Source organism: Microcoleus sp. A006_D1 (assembly GCF_036702805.1).
In the GTDB taxonomy this organism is placed as follows: Bacteria; Cyanobacteriota; Cyanobacteriia; order Cyanobacteriales; family Microcoleaceae; genus Microcoleus.
Genome location: NZ_JAUBVZ010000007.1, coordinates 73,427 through 90,587, shown reverse-complemented (window position 1 = coordinate 90,587; position 17,161 = coordinate 73,427). Strand labels below are relative to the sequence as shown.

General features: G+C 45.6%; 12 protein-coding genes. 7 read left to right on the top strand and 5 right to left on the bottom strand.

The features are described 5' to 3' along the window. Window positions 1–49: 49 nt before the first annotated feature. From QUB68_RS14620 to QUB68_RS14605, 4 genes are all read left to right on the top strand, one after another. Window positions 50–1,447, top strand: a complete 1,398-nt coding sequence (locus tag QUB68_RS14620) for an amidase (protein ID WP_332993565.1) — start codon at window positions 50–52, stop codon at window positions 1,445–1,447. A 422-nt stretch (window positions 1,448–1,869) separates the two neighbouring features. Further along, window positions 1,870–3,870 carry a cation:proton antiporter domain-containing protein gene (locus QUB68_RS14615; protein ID WP_332993563.1) on the top strand — a complete coding sequence of 667 codons (2,001 nt, stop codon included), beginning with the start codon at window positions 1,870–1,872 and terminating at the stop codon, window positions 3,868–3,870. Window positions 3,871–4,128: 258 nt separating this feature from the next. Beyond that, window positions 4,129–4,347 (top strand): hypothetical protein, encoded by a 219-nt coding sequence (locus QUB68_RS14610; protein ID WP_332993561.1) that lies wholly within the window; start codon window positions 4,129–4,131, stop codon window positions 4,345–4,347. A 69-nt stretch (window positions 4,348–4,416) separates the two neighbouring features. Further along, window positions 4,417–6,075, top strand: coding sequence for an alpha/beta hydrolase (locus tag QUB68_RS14605; protein WP_332993559.1), 1,659 nt, complete (start codon window positions 4,417–4,419; stop codon window positions 6,073–6,075). An 893-nt stretch (window positions 6,076–6,968) separates the two neighbouring features. Here the strand turns inward: QUB68_RS14605 and ilvC are convergent. Then, window positions 6,969–8,018 (bottom strand): ketol-acid reductoisomerase, encoded by a 1,050-nt coding sequence (ilvC, locus tag QUB68_RS14600; RefSeq protein ID WP_332993556.1) that lies wholly within the window; start codon window positions 8,016–8,018, stop codon window positions 6,969–6,971. A gap of 196 nt (window positions 8,019–8,214) precedes the next feature. On the opposite strand from ilvC, the gene gloA2 reads away from it, so the two are divergent. Both gloA2 and QUB68_RS14590 read left to right on the top strand, forming a co-directional pair. Next, a complete protein-coding gene (gene gloA2 / locus QUB68_RS14595) occupies window positions 8,215–8,604 on the top strand; it encodes an SMU1112c/YaeR family gloxylase I-like metalloprotein (protein ID WP_332993553.1) in 390 nt (129 codons plus the stop codon). A gap of 80 nt (window positions 8,605–8,684) precedes the next feature. Then, the gene (locus QUB68_RS14590) at window positions 8,685–9,974 is read left to right on the top strand and encodes an endonuclease/exonuclease/phosphatase family protein (RefSeq protein WP_332993552.1); all 1,290 of its coding nucleotides are present in this window, start codon (window positions 8,685–8,687) and stop codon (window positions 9,972–9,974) included. On the opposite strand, the gene QUB68_RS14585 is transcribed toward QUB68_RS14590, so the two are convergent. The 4 genes from QUB68_RS14585 to QUB68_RS14570 all read right to left on the bottom strand — a co-directional run bounded on the left by QUB68_RS14585 (window position 9,941) and on the right by QUB68_RS14570 (window position 15,145). Beyond that, window positions 9,941–11,626 carry a dynamin family protein gene (locus QUB68_RS14585; RefSeq protein WP_332993551.1) on the bottom strand — a complete coding sequence of 562 codons (1,686 nt, stop codon included), beginning with the start codon at window positions 11,624–11,626 and terminating at the stop codon, window positions 9,941–9,943. The two genes, QUB68_RS14590 and QUB68_RS14585, sit on opposite strands and share 34 nt — an antisense overlap. A gap of 330 nt (window positions 11,627–11,956) precedes the next feature. Next, window positions 11,957–14,035, bottom strand: a complete 2,079-nt coding sequence (locus QUB68_RS14580) for a dynamin family protein (RefSeq protein ID WP_332993550.1) — start codon at window positions 14,033–14,035, stop codon at window positions 11,957–11,959. A gap of 39 nt (window positions 14,036–14,074) precedes the next feature. Then, on the bottom strand, window positions 14,075–14,404 hold the full coding sequence (locus QUB68_RS14575; RefSeq protein ID WP_332993548.1) for a hypothetical protein: 330 nt from the start codon (window positions 14,402–14,404) through the stop codon (window positions 14,075–14,077). A gap of 219 nt (window positions 14,405–14,623) precedes the next feature. Then, the gene (locus QUB68_RS14570) at window positions 14,624–15,145 is read right to left on the bottom strand and encodes a pentapeptide repeat-containing protein (RefSeq protein ID WP_332993546.1); all 522 of its coding nucleotides are present in this window, start codon (window positions 15,143–15,145) and stop codon (window positions 14,624–14,626) included. 214 nt (window positions 15,146–15,359) lie between these two features. Here QUB68_RS14570 and QUB68_RS14565 point away from each other — a divergent pair, with 214 nt between their 5' ends. Next, window positions 15,360–16,898, top strand: a complete 1,539-nt coding sequence (locus QUB68_RS14565) for a SagB/ThcOx family dehydrogenase (RefSeq protein ID WP_332993543.1) — start codon at window positions 15,360–15,362, stop codon at window positions 16,896–16,898. The last annotated feature ends 263 nt before the right edge of the window (window positions 16,899–17,161 follow it).

The window sequence follows — 17,161 nt, the reverse complement described above, 5'->3', positions numbered from 1 at the left end:
GAAAACAGTATAAATTAATACTTGCTTGAATTATTAAGGACGTAAACCGATGAATTCTGTCGATCGGGCTTTTAGTTCAGCCCTGGATTTGGCGAAGTCGATCCGCGCTCGGGAAGTGTCGCCGCTAGAACTTGTCAATCTGTACTTGGAACGGATCGATCGATTAAACCATCAGCTTGGTAGTTATTTTACCGTAACGGCCGATCGGGCGATCGAGCTGGCGAAATCGCAAACCGAACAACTAGCAGGCTTAAACAAGTCACAGGAACTGCCGCCGTTTTTCGGAGTGCCGATCGCGATTAAAGACTTGACACCAGTTGCGGGCGTTCCCTGTACCTACGGAACTCAAGCATTGCACGGTAACATATCTCCCTACAACGAGTCAGTCGTATGGCGGATCGAAGCAGCCGGATTTAACATTTTGGGCAAAACAGCAACCTCTCAAATTGGCTCATTGCCTTACACCGAACCCCCAGGTTTCCGGCCCGCGCGCAATCCCTGGAATTTAGCCTACACGCCCGGAGGTTCCAGCGGCGGCTCAGCGGCGGCCGTAGCGGCGGGTTTATGCGCGATCGCCCAAGGTTCAGACGGTGGCGGTTCGATCCGAGGCCCAGCTTCCGCCTGCGGTTTAGTGGGCATTAAACCCTCGCGGGGGCGAGTTTCCTGGGCACCAGTCGGAGATTACCTGAGCGGAATTTCTGCCAACGGCCCTCTGGCGCGCACTGTCGCTGACGCCGCCGCACTTTTAGACGTAATGTCAGGCTACACAACAGGCGATCCCTACTGGCTCCCCGACCCGAATCCCACGTTTCTAGAGGCTTCCGGTGAAAAGTTGGGCAAGCTGCGAATTGCTTTTTCGACCAATATTTCACCCGTGGGTGAGGCGGCGGATATCTGTCAGCAAGCGGTACTCGAAACCGTAAAATTACTAACAGATTTGGGTCACGATGTCGAACCGGGCTGCCCGGATTTTACGGGTTTGATCGAACCGTTTACGGTAATTTGGCAGTCTGGGCCGGCTGCAAGCGGCATTCCAGGCAAGGTTTTGGAACCGATGAATCGCTGGTTGTTGGAAAGGACTGTTTCGGCTGGGGAATATTTGCGGGCGGTGAATCAAATGCAGGTGATTTCACGGCGGATTGTGGGGTTCTTTGAAAATTTTGACGTGTTAGTTTTGCCGACTTATATGCACTCGCCAATTGGCATCGGCGAGTGGGCAGATTTGAGTTGTGAGGAAACTTTGCAACGGATTATTAATTGGATTGCTCCTTGTCCGCCGTTTAATGCTAGCGGTTTACCTGCGATCGCACTTCCTGCCATTTTAGATGATAACGGTTTACCTGTGGGAATTCAAATTATCGGGAGGCCGGCAGCGGAAGCAACTTTAATTGCTTTGGCGGCGCAGATGGAAGCAGCAAAACCTTTCCCGGTTTTGGATTTTCAATAGGTTTGTAGTGAGGACTTTAGTCCTCGGATTTAGATAAGGACTAAAGTCCTCACTACGAACCTGTATGCTTGAACAACTAGCATCAAGTAGGTTTGTAGTGAGGACTTTAGTCCTCGGATTTAGATAAGGACTAAAGTCCTCACTACGAACCGATATTTTGCGAAGAAACCGGGTTAATTCCGGTCAATCATAGTTATTAGCCAATACGGTTCACTTAAGATTGTCCGAAGAGAGGAACGAAGCAAACAAGAGTATTTATTTTTCATAATTTTTACCGCCTGGATCGTTTTAAGTAAACCGTATTGAGTTATTAGCGATAACAACTGCAATCTTTCCAAAATCCATCTTTAGATTGATAGATATTTAGAGTTTTTAGGAAAAGATTAGTAGCAATTATGTGCGAATATGTAGGATAAAAATTAATGCTAGCTTCCGGCCCAATTACCGCTCCAGTTCCCGTTTTTCTTGTTCTTTTAGCAATCATGCTAATCGCCCCTTTAGTATTTGAGCGCTTGCGACTGCCGGGAATAGTCGGTTTGATTATTGCAGGCGTAATTGTCGGGCCCAACGGTATCAATTTGCTGGAACGGGACGCTACTATGGTTTTGTTAGGAACCGTAGGATTGCTATTTTTGATGTTCCTAGCGGGACTGGAAACTAGCCTCGACGACCTCAAACTCAATGCGGACAAAGCTGTTATATTTGGGCTGGCTACTTTTTCCTTGCCGATGATATTGGGGACGGGAGCGATGCTGCTGTTGGGATATAGCTGGCTGGCTGCAATTTTAGTCGCTTCTTGTTTTGCTACGCACACGCTTTTAGCGCTGCCAATTCTCACAAAATTGGGATTGATGCGAACTCAGACTATTACTACGACTTTGGGGGGGACTTTAATTACGAATGTGTTGGGACTGTTGGTGCTGGCAATTGTTGTCAAAGCTTACAAAGGAAATCTCACTCTCGATTTTTGGCTGTTTCTCATTCCATCTCTGGCTATCTACACTTTTGCTACTTTGTGGGGAGTCCCCAAAATCGGTCGCTGGTTTTTCAAGAAATTCGGACACGACGAGAATGCCGAATTTATATTTGTATTGGCTACCCTATTTCTAGTTTCTTACGCAGCAGAACTAATTGAAATTGAGGCAATTATTGGTGCATTTTTATCGGGAATTGCCATTACTCAAATTATTCCCAAAATGAGTCCGCTGATGAATCGGATTCAGTTTATCGGGAATACGCTGTTTGTGCCGTTTTTTCTGATTTCTGTGGGGATGTTAATTGACCCGCTAATTTTGGTGAAGCAGCCGCAGTCTTTGTTGGTGGCGGCGGTGATGATTTTAGCAGAGGTGGTGAGCAAGTTTTTGGCAGCTTGGATACCGGGGAAATTATTTCGTTTTGAGTTTCCAAGCATTATGGTAATGTTCGGCCTTTCTGTTGCTCAAGCTGCTTCTACTTTGGCTGCGATTACGGTTGCTTTTGAGATTAAATTGGTCGATCGCGTCACGGTGAACGGCATCATTGCCATGATTTTAGTAACTTGTGTCGCTTCTCCTTGGATTGTATCTCGGTGGGGTCAAGAAATGCAGCAGCCGGGGTCGAGTTTGCCGGCTGCTACTTCAGGAAAGCGTTCATGGGGAGAGCGAGTTTTAGTGCCTGTTGCTAATCCGAATACAGAAGATAATTTGCTGCGTTTGGCTTTGATTTTAGCAAAAGCATCTCAGGGAACTTTGCTGCCGCTGCATATTTTGTCCGATCGCGGGGAAGCAATTTCTCCGGCAGATAAAATGCAGCAAACTCAACTTTTGACGGCTGCGGAAACTGTGGCCCATGCGGCTGCTTGTGCGGTTGAACCGATCGCGAGGATAGATGATGCGATCGATCGCGGAATCCTACGGAGTGCAACCGAACGCGAGGCTAGTTTAATAGTTTGCGGTTGGAAGGGATTTTCCACGACGCGCGACAATTTTTTTGGCAGCATCATTGACACAGTGATCAGGCGATCGCCCGTACCCGTACTGATTGCTCGATTTCCCGATCCTCTCCAGAATACAGCCAGAGTTATTTTGGCTGTAACTGACAGCGAGTTGACTCGGTTTGGATTTCAGGAAACCGTGGATATTGCTAAGAGTTTGGCCGACGCACTCAAGGCGAGTTTGCAAGTGTTGTTGGTGGCGACAAAACGGGAACAAAGCAACAAAAGTGCGGGGGAGGTGGAAATTCTTTCTGAGATACCAGTAAATCGGGTGCGGGGAAATTTTATCAAGCTAGTTTCGCAGAATTTGTTAGAACACGATTTGCTGATTTTAACAACAATTTCTCACCAGAATTTGTGGGAAAAACCGGGAACTCTTAAAGAACCGGAAGCGATCGCCCGCGCTCACCAATATCTTTCGATGCTTGTTGTTTATTTTCCCAAATCTTAAGTAATATTTTAACCGCAGATCGTCTGATCGACATGCATTCATCTGCGGTTAAAATTTAAGAGAGAGAGTCTATTTTCACATCTGTTTTACTCTCGCTTGCTGGCTTATCTGAACTGTATTGGATTAGCAGCGACAAGCAAAGTAGACTTGAGTTGCATAAATATTCGATCGAGCCAGTTAACCGCAGATTTTAAGCTGATAAACACTGATGGACGCAGATGCTTTCGATCGGGTCTGCGATTGAGTACAAGAGGTCTAGTGCAATGGGATCGTCTGTGTTTTGCTTTAACGCTGTGCGATCGTCCTCGCTTGCTTTCGGTTATGGAAGCCCTTCGAGCAAAGCCGATCGCACTAATACAAAAAATTATACAAAAATCAGATGTTCCCAGTGCCATTAGGTGCAAAATTCGCGACAGACAATTAAATATACCCAAAAGCATTGCCGATCGCACTTCAACACAATTTCTAGGCATCTAGAACAATTTTTCGGTATCTGAGAGACTTCTGAGAATATAGTGATATAGTTTCTAGTTGAATCCGGCAAAAATGAGCATTACACCAAATTTCAGATGGTTTTCGTCAATGGTGAGCGTTTGTAGCGCGATCGCGATCGGCACTTTCGGCGCTCTGACATCCCCTGCAAAAGCTGCGGAAACGGTGGTTGTCCGCAAAGGTATTTTACAATCGTCAATCTCCGTTGCAGATTTGCGCGAACTCGCTGAAACCGGAAAAGTCCCCGACAGACTGCAAGCCTACGCCAATCTGCTGTCTGACGCACAGCGCAGTCAAATATTTGGAGCGCTGCGAGCGAAAGTTCCGCTGAATGTAGTTGGTTTGAGCAACTTGCTAAATACGGGCATCGGCACTGCGATCCTGACGGATTTGACTACAGTCATACCCAGGCGCGACGGTGCGGGTGTCGAAGCGCTGCGAGCGGCTTTGGTGTTGGGGGCGAACGCGCCGGAAGGCTTATCTGTATTGAGTTTCATAGAATCTTATCCCAGCTCGCGGGTAGTCGTGGATCTCGATCGAGCTTTCGCAGTTTTGGCAAATTTGAACGCTGGTTTTTGGCAAACTCAGCGGTTTATGGCCGCGATCGCACCTCAGTTAGCAGCCACTAAACCCGCGTTTAACCAGCCTTTCGACCCCACCCAGCCCGGGCCGAATTCTGTGCAGGTATTGAAGCTAGATTTGAACGATAGCGCCCGCAATCGGCGCATTCCGGTTGATGTCTATTGGTCGAAAGCTGCGACAGCCGACAAACCGGCGATCGTCTTTTCTCACGGGTTGGGTTCCGTCCGCACGGATTTGCGCTATTTAGCCGAGCATTTAGCATCCTACGGCTATGTGGTAGCTGCTTTGGAACATCCGGGAAGCAACGAAACGAACACCAATGCTGCGATCGCGGGTAAGTCTCGGTTGCTAGCTCCTCAAGAGTTTTTAGACCGTCCCAAAGACATCAGTTTTGTGCTCGACGAACTGGCTAAATTGAACCAAACTGATGATAACTTGCAGGGGAAAATTGCGATCGAGCGATCGATGATCGTGGGCTATTCCTTCGGCGGCGCCACAGCCTTGTCCGTAGCAGGTGCCGAACTGCAATTGACCGGGCTCAAACAGCGGTGTCAGGGGGATTTGATTGGGTTTAGCTTGGGCGAAGGCATTCAGTGCGCGGCGGCCGGATTGCCCCAAGAACGGTATCAATTGCGGGATGCCAGGATTAAAAGGGCGATCGTCATGAATCCCACCACATCATTACTATTTGGAGAAACAGGTTTAAGTACAATTCAAATTCCCACATTAATAGTAGCAGGTTCTGCCGACAAAACAACACCCGCCCTAGTCGAACAAATTGCCGGATTCCCCAAAATCCCCAATCCCAAATGGCTAGTCGGCTTTGTAGGAGGAACCCACTTAAGCGTCAAAGATCCGAGTACAACCTTAGACCAAGTTGGCAGACCGAGCACAGTAATTACTGGCGATGAACTTGTCGGCGACCAAGCTGTGAGCATACGCAATTATATTAAAGCTATAAGTCTAGCAATGGCTGCTCAACTAACGCCTGAAGCCGACAAATATGCAGTATTTCTCACCCCAGAATACGCACAATTTGCTTCAACAAATGCAATTCCAGTGCGGCTAGTAACAGAAATCTCCCCAGAAACCAATGCAGTCGTACAAACTTTCATTCAAGGAAATAAGTAGTCAGTTGTCAGTTGACAGTTGACAGTTGGCAGTTGGCAGTTATCAGGAGTGCAAGCGTCCCCGAAGAACGAGTTTTCTATTTAAGTAGGTGATTAAAAAAAACAATAGTATCTCCTAGGGGCGGGTGCCGGCTAATAATCTATGATACCAGCCGATTTATCAAGGCAAAACCCGCCCTCCCCATCTAATATTTATTTATACTCCCCATCTAATATTTATTTGTACCAAACTATTTAGTAACGAGAAAGTTACGAAGAAACCGGGTTTCTGAGGTGTCACGAGTCCGCACATTTGAACTTAGGTTGTGAGTTTCTAGTCAGCGTTGTCCAATAATATTGCGACTTAGCAGCCTTTGCTGTAGTATGTGCGCCCGTTGCGCCCAGCGTCTATTTTTCTTGAGCCGTTGCTGATATTTTTTGTGCGTGCCAGGGCAAAATATAACAAAGCACTTTCACCAACTCAACTCCCAAACTGCCATGCCTAAAAAAAATATTATCCCGCTGTTGATTCTGTTTGTAGCCCTGTTTACCCTTTACGGTGACAGTTTAACTTTTCTCCCCAAGCCTGTAAGAGATACCAGCTTGGCCAGTAGAAAGTTCTTCGTAGGGTTGTGGCCTTCATGGGTGAAGCCGAGAGAGGTAAATAAGCAAAGGGATAAGGAGATTGAGGACTTGCAAAAAAACCCTAGTCCGAATCGATAGTTTTGACAGTTGACAGTTGACAGTTGACAGTTGACAGAAGTCTGATGGAAGTTATTGTAGGGTGCGTCAGGTCTGAATGTGGCGACCACCTACTCAATAAATTTCTCCCTGACGCACCCTACGGTTAATTAGCACTTCAGACTTTAGATTAGTCCTCCAATCTAAAATCTAAAATCTAAAATCTAAAATTGATTACGCTTGCTTTTTCAACCAGCTAAACATAGCGCGCAAATCTTTACCAACTTCTTCAATCGGATGTTCTGCTTCCTGACGGCGCATGGAGATAAAGCCCGGTTTGCCGGCTTGGTTTTCCAGAACGAATTCGCGAGCAAATTGACCGGATTGAATTTCGCTAAGAATTTTGCGCATTTCGGCGCGGGTGTCATCGGTGACGATGCGGGGGCCGCGAGTTAAGTCGCCGTATTCTGCGGTATTGGAGATACTATCGCGCATTTTGGCGAGGCCTCCTTCTACTACTAAGTCAACGATAAGTTTAACTTCGTGCAAACATTCAAAATAAGCTAATTCCGGTTGATATCCGGCGTCAACTAAGGTTTCAAATCCAGCTTTAATTAAGGCGCTCAAACCGCCACACAAAACTACTTGTTCGCCAAAAAGATCGGTTTCTGTTTCTTCGCGGAAAGTGGTTTCAAGAATACCGGCTCTGGTGCCACCGATACCTTTAGCATAGGCCATTGCCCGATCGCGCGCTTGACCGGAAGCATCTTGATATACCGCAAACAAACTGGGAACACCTTCGCCTTGTTCGTAAGTCCGTCGCACCAAATGTCCGGGGCCTTTGGGCGCTACCATTACTACGTCTACGTTGGCTGGGGGGACAACTTGGCCGAAGTGAATGTTAAAACCGTGAGCAAATGCTAAAACATTTCCTTCGGAAAGGTTAGGTTCGATTTGTTCTTTGTAAATAGTTTTTTGAACTTCATCGGGCAATAAAATCATGATGAAGTCAGCGGCGGCGGCTGCTTTGTCTACCGGGTGAACAGTTAAACCCGCGTCGGTGGCTTTGGCGGCAGACTTGCTACCGGGATACAAACCGACAATGACTTTCATGCCACTGTCTTTGAGGTTGAGGGCGTGGGCGTGTCCCTGGGAACCGTAGCCAATGATAGCAACCGTTTTGTTGGCTAAGAGGTCTAGGTTGGCGTCTTCGTTGTAATACATACGGGCCATAGTGCTTGTCTCCTGAGATGCAAATTGGGTAATTGACTGCAAAACTTTCATTTTATCAAAGTGGGGTGCATTTTTTTGCAGAGTTTTACAGATTAAGATTTGGATGGGGAAAATCAAGGGCGATTCACGCTCGGGATAGCTGCGCCGCGCGTGCTGAATTTAGCAGGTTTTGCTGGAAGTCCAATATAATTGTCAGTAGCGTACTGTGCTGTTGAAAAAACGCAACTAACTAACTAACTTTTTTAACATGAAAATAAAAGCAATACATCATGTGGCAATTATTTGCTCGGATTACGAAGCATCAAAGAAATTTTATGTAGAAGTCTTGGGATGTTCGATTATCAAAGAAACTTTCCGCAGCGAGAGGAATTCTTACAAACTAGATTTGCAAGTCGGAAACAGCAGCGCGATGATTGAGCTGTTCTCATTTCCCCATCCTCCCGAAAGAGTTAACAATCCTGAAGCTTGCGGTTTGAGACATATAGCTTTTGCAGTTGATGATATAGAAGCATCAGTTGCTTACTTAAAATCGCAACAAGTAGAAGTAGAAGGAATTCGCCTTGACGAGATTACAGAAAGACGGTTTACTTTTTTCAGAGATCCAGACAATTTACCATTAGAAATCTATGAAATTTAAGGAGTATACCGATTTGGTAAAGCGGCTAATTGAACGGGTGCACAGTACACAGAGTAAAAACTCAAACTTAAAATTGTATAATGGACTATCTCGCTAGAAATATAATCACGATCGCATTACCTGCTTTAATACTGTTGATCGGCATAGTAGCTACAGGTAAAACAGGTGATGCAGCCATCGCAGCCGGTTTGAAAAAAGTAGGCTGTTCCTTTGGGACGCTCAGCGGTTTAAGTGTGTTGGTAATTGCAGGATTTGTTGCCAATTACTTTAGTTATTTTGTCGTAGATGGCTTGCTGATCAGATTTTATCAAAAGCGGCGAGTGCTGGAACAGCCAGAAAAATTGACAATAGAAATTGACAAATTGCCGATTACCAACGACCTCAAAATTAAGCTTAAATGGGCGGTGCTGCATAGCAATAGCAAAATCATTGGCTTGAAGTACATATTTTTGAGATGGTTTATTCTGGCAGCAATTGTAGATGCAGTATTGTCAATCGCAGGTTACTTGGGAGAATTTAACCGACTTTTTGAATTAAATTCTCATTTTAAACTACAATATATGTTAATCGGTATATCTATTTTTATATTCTTCGCTCTGGTGCGCTCTAAAAAAATATGGTTGCTGGTGAGCGCATTTTGTATAATCATTAATTTGGCGGAAATTGTTCCTTGGTATTTTCCAGCGCCCGCATTTGCAGGAGCTGCTCCCGGACAACACTTGCGGATTTTGCATTCAAATGTTTTGACGAGTAATCAGCGATATGCTGATGTGCTATCGCTGGTTAAAAAAGAACAACCTGATATCGCGGTTTTTGTAGAAGTCAGCACAGCTTGGGCAAAAGAGTTATCGGTTTTAAGCGAGATGTTCCCTTATTCTTCCCAGCAACAAGAATCAGAGGCATTTGGTAGCGCCATCTACAGCAAGCTGCCTTTAGAAAATGCTTCTGTTCAAGCATTTTCAAGCCGAAGAAAGAGTTTGTTAGCGGATGTTCAATTTCAAGGTAAAACTATTTCTCTGCTGCTTGTTCATCCGTCTGTGCCGATCAAACAGCACAGTTTTATCGATCGCAACCAACAACTAGCAGCCATCGGCGAGTATGCAGCCCAAGTCAAAAATCCGCTGATTGTGGTTGGGGATTTCAATACCACAATGTGGTCGCCGTTCTACAAAAATATGGTAAATACCGGAAAATTGCGAAATGCGCGATCGGGCTTTGGCCTTTTACCTACTTGGCCGACTTTTATGCCGCTAGCTTATATTCCGATCGATCATTTCCTAGTCAGCAAAGAAATTGGTGTTTTGAATATTCATACAGGCCGCAATGTCGGTTCGGATCATTTGCCGTTAATTACAGATTTGGTACTTTGAACGCTGGAGTCGATATTTTCTAACAAATTATTGATTAACTGGATCTGGTACTGCTGAATATTTGTCTTTAGCGGCTCTTGGCTGTCTTGAAAACTGATAACTTTGGCAGCGATTTCCTTGTAGTGTTGCAGCATGGAAAAAGTATCGGTGCTGAAGCGGGCGAGATAGTTTTTCGCAGCCTCGCTGCAAATTTGCGTTACTTGATTTAGATAAGCTTCTGAGGATTCAGGCGGCTTTTCATAGCCAGTTCTTTTGTTCAAAATATAGCTAGCACCGCCGACTACTGCTGCTCCCACAGGCCCGCCCAACAGCCAACCTAAGCCAGTCGCGATCGCCACTGGAGTCACTTCGCTGTCGATCGACTTTTTAGCAGCCGGAGGTGGCGGCGGCTCTGGTAAGACGATTTGCGGGGCTGGGGGAAACGAGATCAAAAGGGCGATCGGCTGTTCCTTATCAAAGAACTCGCAAGCTTTATTTACCCATTCTGCGATGGTTTGCTGCTGATGTAAGACCTCTCGCTGAAATTTTAGCTTCCACGCATCAAAACTTCCTTCCTGAAGCGACAGCGCCATTTCCGATTGATACCGCTGCAAAAGTGTGGGCTGGTAAAGCCAAATCTCGAAATCGGAAACGCTGGCTTGAAAGCCTTTTGAGATTAGTTTTTCGGCTTTTTGTTTAATTTCAATTTTGTCTTTGTGCTTTTGTTGAGCTGATGCTATTTCGGCGGCGACAGTTTCCGATTTAGCTTGCAAAGATTGACAAATTTTAGTAGCTATGGCTTCAATTCTCGGCAACTTAACTGCTAGTTGTTCCTGTTGAGCTACGACAATACTTTGCAAAGCCGATTCAAACGCGGCAATTCCTGTAGTTTGGGCGGCGGCTACATCGCCTTTTAATCTCGCCCTCAAAGCGGGTAAAGCATCGACGCGGTAGATATTGCTGATGTTGTTCGGCAAGTTGGAGCGAAAACTTTCGGCAACAAACAACAATCGATTGTATACTTGTTTTTGGTCGTCTGGTTCGAGTAAATTGATAAAATTGGCAACAAAGACGACTGTGTTAATTTGGCGATCGCTCAACCAATCTCTCAGGTGCTCCCGTTCGCCTAAAGTCATCAATTTGCGAGCGTCCAAAACCTGCACCACTAAATCAGCCGTGAGCAATTTATCCCGAACTAAGTTATCCTGTTCTTGGCGATCGTTAGTTCCCGGCAAATCCAGCAATTCCACGCCCGTTTTCAGGAATGGATGGGGACAGTAGACATTCACGGCTGCGACATCATCCCGCATTTGCCTAGCGTCGTCAAGGATGGCGTAGCGTTTCAGAACATCTGTCCCCGGTTCGCTGACTTCTGTACCGTCTTTGAGCGTGATTTTTGCGTGCAATTCGTCGCCGTAGTTGACATAAATGGCGGCACCTGTAGTGGGCACAAGGTCGATCGGCAAAGCACGATTTCCCAGCAAAGCATTCAGCAAAGTTGACTTACCGTAATTAAACGGCCCGAAGACAGCGATTTGAAAAGTTGGTTTGGCGAGATAGTCGCAAATTGAAGTTGTATCTCGATAAAGTTGGGAGTTTTTATCGAGTTCGAGAATGCCGAGTGCAGATTTGAGATTGTTGGTCAAATTTTGATAAGTTTCGGGTTGTTGCATATTTTTTTTAAGCTATTACAACATTTAAATTTTAGTTTTTGGGCGGGCAAGATGCCCACCCCACAAGTACAAAGTAATACCAAGTGTGAACAATCAATGCAACAATATTGGTAGGGTGTGTCGCCATCGATAGTATCCAAAAAGATCCGAAAAATTAGCTATGGCGACGCACCATCGACAATATTTGAATAAACAAACTCAACTAAAAGTATTGTAGCAAGGATTTTTTCAATTGGTATAAATATTGAAACTCTTGTGGCGTGGGCTTCTAGCCCGCCCCGATTCGCACCCTTGTGAAAGTCAGATGAATCAGGTTTGACAAAGAAACACTCAACTAGCGGATGCTAAGAAACCTTGATAAATTGATTCAATACTCTGCGACTCGGCAGAAACATCAGCCTCCAATTTTTGCAACCGCTGCGATTCAGCCTGACAATTAATCTCGCGAGATTGCTTTTGTTCCAGCAAATTATCCAACTCAGCTTTCCGAGAATTAATATCATCATTCATGCGATCGCCCACTTCCCGCCCGTAAACATCAAAACACTCTTTCACAGCATCGTGAATCGGCTGCCACTGCTGCTGGGCCACCTGCGGCAGATATTTCACCAACTCTTTTTTCGCCGCTTTCACCAACTGTTTATGAGCTCCATCTGCTTGCAAAACCCCAATACCCATTCCCAACAAAGCCAAATATAGCGGCCCCAAAACAATCCCCGTAAAACTCGCAAAAATCGTACTAACACCCAACACAGTAATTAAGTTGAGCAGGATATTTTTCCAGTCAAAACCCGCTCCGGCCATTGCTACACCTGCTAAGTTTCCTGTGGTTAACGAAAACAATCCCATCGCCCATTTTGCCCAAGCTGGCGAGTTATCTTCGGTTGAGTTATTGACTGCTGCTGGGATTTTTTGCCCGGTCAGTTTTTCGGTGATTTTTTCAGTTACTTTTGTGTAGGATGCTCCGTAATTTGCCGCACTTTGCGACAATTGCGAAAATGCTGAATTCATCTCTTGTTCTGCGGTGAGAGTCCAAGCTGCTAGTTTGTCGTTGATGTACTGCTCGAATGCTCGTCTGAGCGATGCTTCAAAGGCTTCTCGCCTGTCTTGGCTGAAGAAATCCAGAAATCTCAACTCTGGTTGATACCGCAAAAAGTCTGTTTCAAAGGTATGTTCTAAGTTGAGAACGTAGGCGCGGAAAGAATCTGCGATCGCCCGCGATTTACTATCTCTAACTCCGATAATTTCTTGTTTGAATTCATCGCGAATCTGACTCAGCTTCTTAAACTCAGGCTCAACTGAATTAATTTTGTCTTTCAACTCATTGACATCGCGATCGAGCAATGGTAAGCGGCGTCCAACAGCTTCGCGGACGCGAGCAGAAATTTGACGCGCCAAAGTCCTCGCCGGACGCAATTCCGAAATCGCCCTTTCTTGGGTCAAAAATGTATTCAGTGACGCCATAAACTCAGGAAAACCAGTTCCGGCCAAATCCGCTTCAGGATTTTTCATCCGCAACCTGAGCGCCTTAATTGAGGTAATTGGGAACACCCGCTCGTCGTAAATATCGTGTCCTTCTGTTAAACAATATTCAGCCAAATTCACTTTAAAAACGCGCCGCAGTTTCTCTTCTGCTTCTGCCATTTCTTCAGCATCGTCCGGATCGATCAAACTTTCCCGCACCTGATCCCAAGCATTAATCAGAAAGAAAATGCTCAAACCGCGACCTTTAATGTAGTTTTCTAGATAGCGTCTTTCTCCCATTGTACAAGGCTGAGTTGCCCTGAGCACAAACAAAATAGCGTGGCAGTTGTTGATGTAACCGAGAGATAATTCGTTGCGGGATTCTGTATCGTTCAGCCCGGGACTGTCTACTATTTCTATGCCTTTTTCTAGCAAAGGTAAAGGATATTCTACTACGGCGCAGTCGATATCTGGAAATGCTGGTTTCTTTTCTTCTTCTAAGCGTTTTGCCTCAGCGGGGTCAATTGTGTAGTCCTGTTTGAAACTTTTAAAATCGAGCTGTTTGGGGCTTTTGCCATCGTTGAAGTAAACGGTGACTTTTTTTTCGGAACCGTAGCGCAAAATCGTCAGCAAAGCTGTGCAGGGGTTGACATCGCTGGGGAGTAAGTTTTCGCCGATTAAGGCATTGAGAAAAGTGCTTTTGCCGCGTTTCATATCGCCTAATACTAACAGTCTAAAAACTCCTTGACGCAAGTTTTTGCTGGCGAGATTGATGTCGGCGTTGTCTGTTTCTAAGCCTAGTTTTCCTGATGCTGCGGTTCCGGCTAACTCGGATTGATCGATGGCTGTGGCGATGTTGCTGAGGCGATCGGCAATTTCTCGGCGCACTGCGGATACTCGCTCTAAATCGTTGAGAAAGCTGCTGGTTTCTACTTTAAGGTTCATGGTTATTTTCTGATAGTTTCCTGCTGGGCTATTTCCAAGTCAATCTTCTTCTTCAAAAAATATTTTGTAAGCAATCAAAGCAATTCCTCCAACTATCAGCGCTGCGGCCAACCAAGATGCGATGCGAACTGTAATTACAACAGCTATAACAATGCCTGTAAATTGAGCGGTGGCTAGGATTTTTCGGCGCCACTGTTGGAGTTGGCTGTTAGTTTGGCTGTCTGGTTCTTCGTACTTGCTGGTTAGATGTGCTGGCACTGAGCGGTCGATTTCGGCTGCTAGTTCGCTGAGTAGAAGTTCTTGTTGGCGCTTTCGCTGCTCTTGTTCTTTGTGCCGGATTTCTCTTGCTTTTTGGTCGGGAGAATTCATAAATTTTACCCGGTTTTCCAGGGAAAAAGTCTGTTATTTATTGTCAATATTGCGCCACGATAAGTTCTCTACAACTGTAACTCACATTTTCAGCGGTGTCCAGAGGTGTTAAGAAATTTCAAAAAGGCCGATTCAGCCTCTGAGGGATAGCTACGCTTCACGACTAATTAAGCCGATCGCCCTACGCACTACGCCCCAGACTTCTGGCGCTGCGAATCATCAATATCCTTCGGGGCCGATGGTAGTGCGATCGCACTCAGCATCCGACAAATCCACCAAGCGCGATCGAAATAAGTTGCAGCCGGCTAATTGAGCTTTGGTTAACTTTGCTTTCTCCAAATTAGCTCTCTGCAAATCCGCATATCTCAAATCGGCATTGGTCAAATCTGCATTGTACAAATCCGCACCTTGTAAATTCGCTTTTTGCAAATTAGCACCTTGCAAATTGGCGTGGCGCAAATTCGCTCTTGATAAATTAGCTCCCTTCAAATTAGCTTCTGACAAGTTGGCTTGATAAAGTTGAATGTCGCCCAACTCAGCATCTTGCAACTCAGTTTTATAAAGATTGGCTTGAGTCAGATTTCCATAGGGTAAATAAGCTCGCCTCAGCACGCTACCAGAAAGGTTTATTTCTGCCAAATCTGCTTGAAACAAGTTATCTCCACTTAAGTCTACTGCGTCAAAATTTCGCTTGCCTTCAGAATACTGAGCGAGCAATTGCTCAGCGCTTAGCTTTTGCATTTTCATCTCTTTATGAGGACAGCTATAATGATAATTGATGCTTTTTATTTGCGTATTTATACCTAAGCATTCTCTTATGTTAAGCTTGTGTAACAACGATCGCATTTTTTCTAAGATTTTTTTTATATTTGTAAATTTCTGCGTTGCTAGACCATGCTTGCCGTCAGTAATGCCAAGATCGATCGATAAACCAAAACTGACCCTCTACTGAAATATGCCAGAACTTCCCATCTCCATTGCTGAGCACTACCACGAACGGACGAAATACGATCCCGAAACCATTGCTGCCAAAAGCAGACAGCTAGATTGGACAGAGCAACCTGTGCCGTTCAAAGAATATAAAATTGGAGCGTATTTTGACCTCAAGCCTCACCTAAAAGACCCCTCAGACGATCCAAATGCCGCTCCCGATGCCGGTTGGTGGCACCGCTTGTCCAGCTTGTTGTTGTGCAGCTACGGGCTGACAGCGAAGGTGCAGACGGTAGATGACAGCTACCTGTATTTGCGATCGGCACCGTCGGCGGGCGGGCTCTATCCAGCAGAGGTTTATTTAATCTCGCGCGGGACGCCGCATTTGCCTGCCGGACTCTACAATTATCAGTGCAGAACTCATGGGCTGGTTCATTTTTGGGATAGCGAGGTTTGGCCTGCGTTGCAAGCAGCTTGTTTCGGATCGCCGGCGCTAGAAAATACCCAATTGGCGATCGCAATTACGACTGTTTTCTTCCGTTCTTCTTGGCGTTACGAAGACCGAGCTTATCGGCGAATTTTTCTCGACACCGGTCATTTATTGAGCAATATCGAGTTAGCTTGCGCCGTCAACGATTACCGCCCTCACCTGATTGGAGGATTCGCCGACGAAGCGATCGATCAATTGCTGTACATCGACTCGCAGCAAGAAGGAACGATTTGTTTAATTGCTTTAGCCGACTTGCTAGATATCGACCAAAACTTGCCAAAATTTAAAACAGCTTTGCCGGGAAAAACGACGACAGATTACCCAGAAATTTCCGAAAGCCAATTATTAAGATCTCTCCACAAAGCGACACAGTTAGAATCAGATCCCACCGGAGTTGATGGCTGGAAATTTGATGAAAGTGAAGGCGATTTAGAAGATAAATACAACTTTCCATTTTGTACTAAAGTTTCGACGGTAACTCCTTCGATTCCTTGGGGAGTGAACCTGGAAACTTTAGAAAGCACTATGCTCAAAAGGCGTTCTACCCGTGCTTATACAGGTGCTTCTTTGAGCTTGGGCGAACTGCTAGCCATGCTCGATTTTACTTACCAGCCGCAGCACTATATCGACCAAGGATTAGACGGTTATCCCGACTATTTCGATCTGAGTTTGATCGAGACTTTTATTGCTGTTTCGGGAGTGAACGGGTTGGAAGAAGGTTGTTATTATTACGCTCCAAAAGCTCAAGAATTGCGGCAAATTCGGTTTAAGAATTTCCGCAGGGAGCTGCACTATTTGTGTTTGGGGCAAGATTTAGGCAGGGATGCGGGGGCGCTGTTGTTTCATACGGCGGATTTGAAGAGGGCGGTAGCAAAATATGGCGATCGCGCTTACCGATATTTGCACATGGATGCGGGTCATTTGGGCCAGCGGTTGAATTTAGCAGCTATTCAACTGCGTTTGGGTGTCAGCGGTATTGCGGGCTTTTTTGACGATCGCGTCAATGACGTTCTCGGTATTCCTGCGGGCGAGGCTGTGCTTTATATTACCACGCTGGGAAGACCGCGATCGTAACTCGTTCTAGTAGATATAATATTCGTTAAATGAAATAATGCACAGGTAGTGACAGTTTCAGAAGTTACCCATAGGAGGCGAGAAACCGGGTTTCTACGAAATTTTATGTTGAGTAACGATAAATTTAGAAAGAAACCCGGTTTCTGAAGTCTCGGCCACTCAGTAGACTTTTCGAGATTACTCATGGGAGGCGAGAAACCGGGTTTCTACGAAATTTTATGTTGAGTAACGATAAATTTAGAAAGAAACCCGGTTTCTGAAGT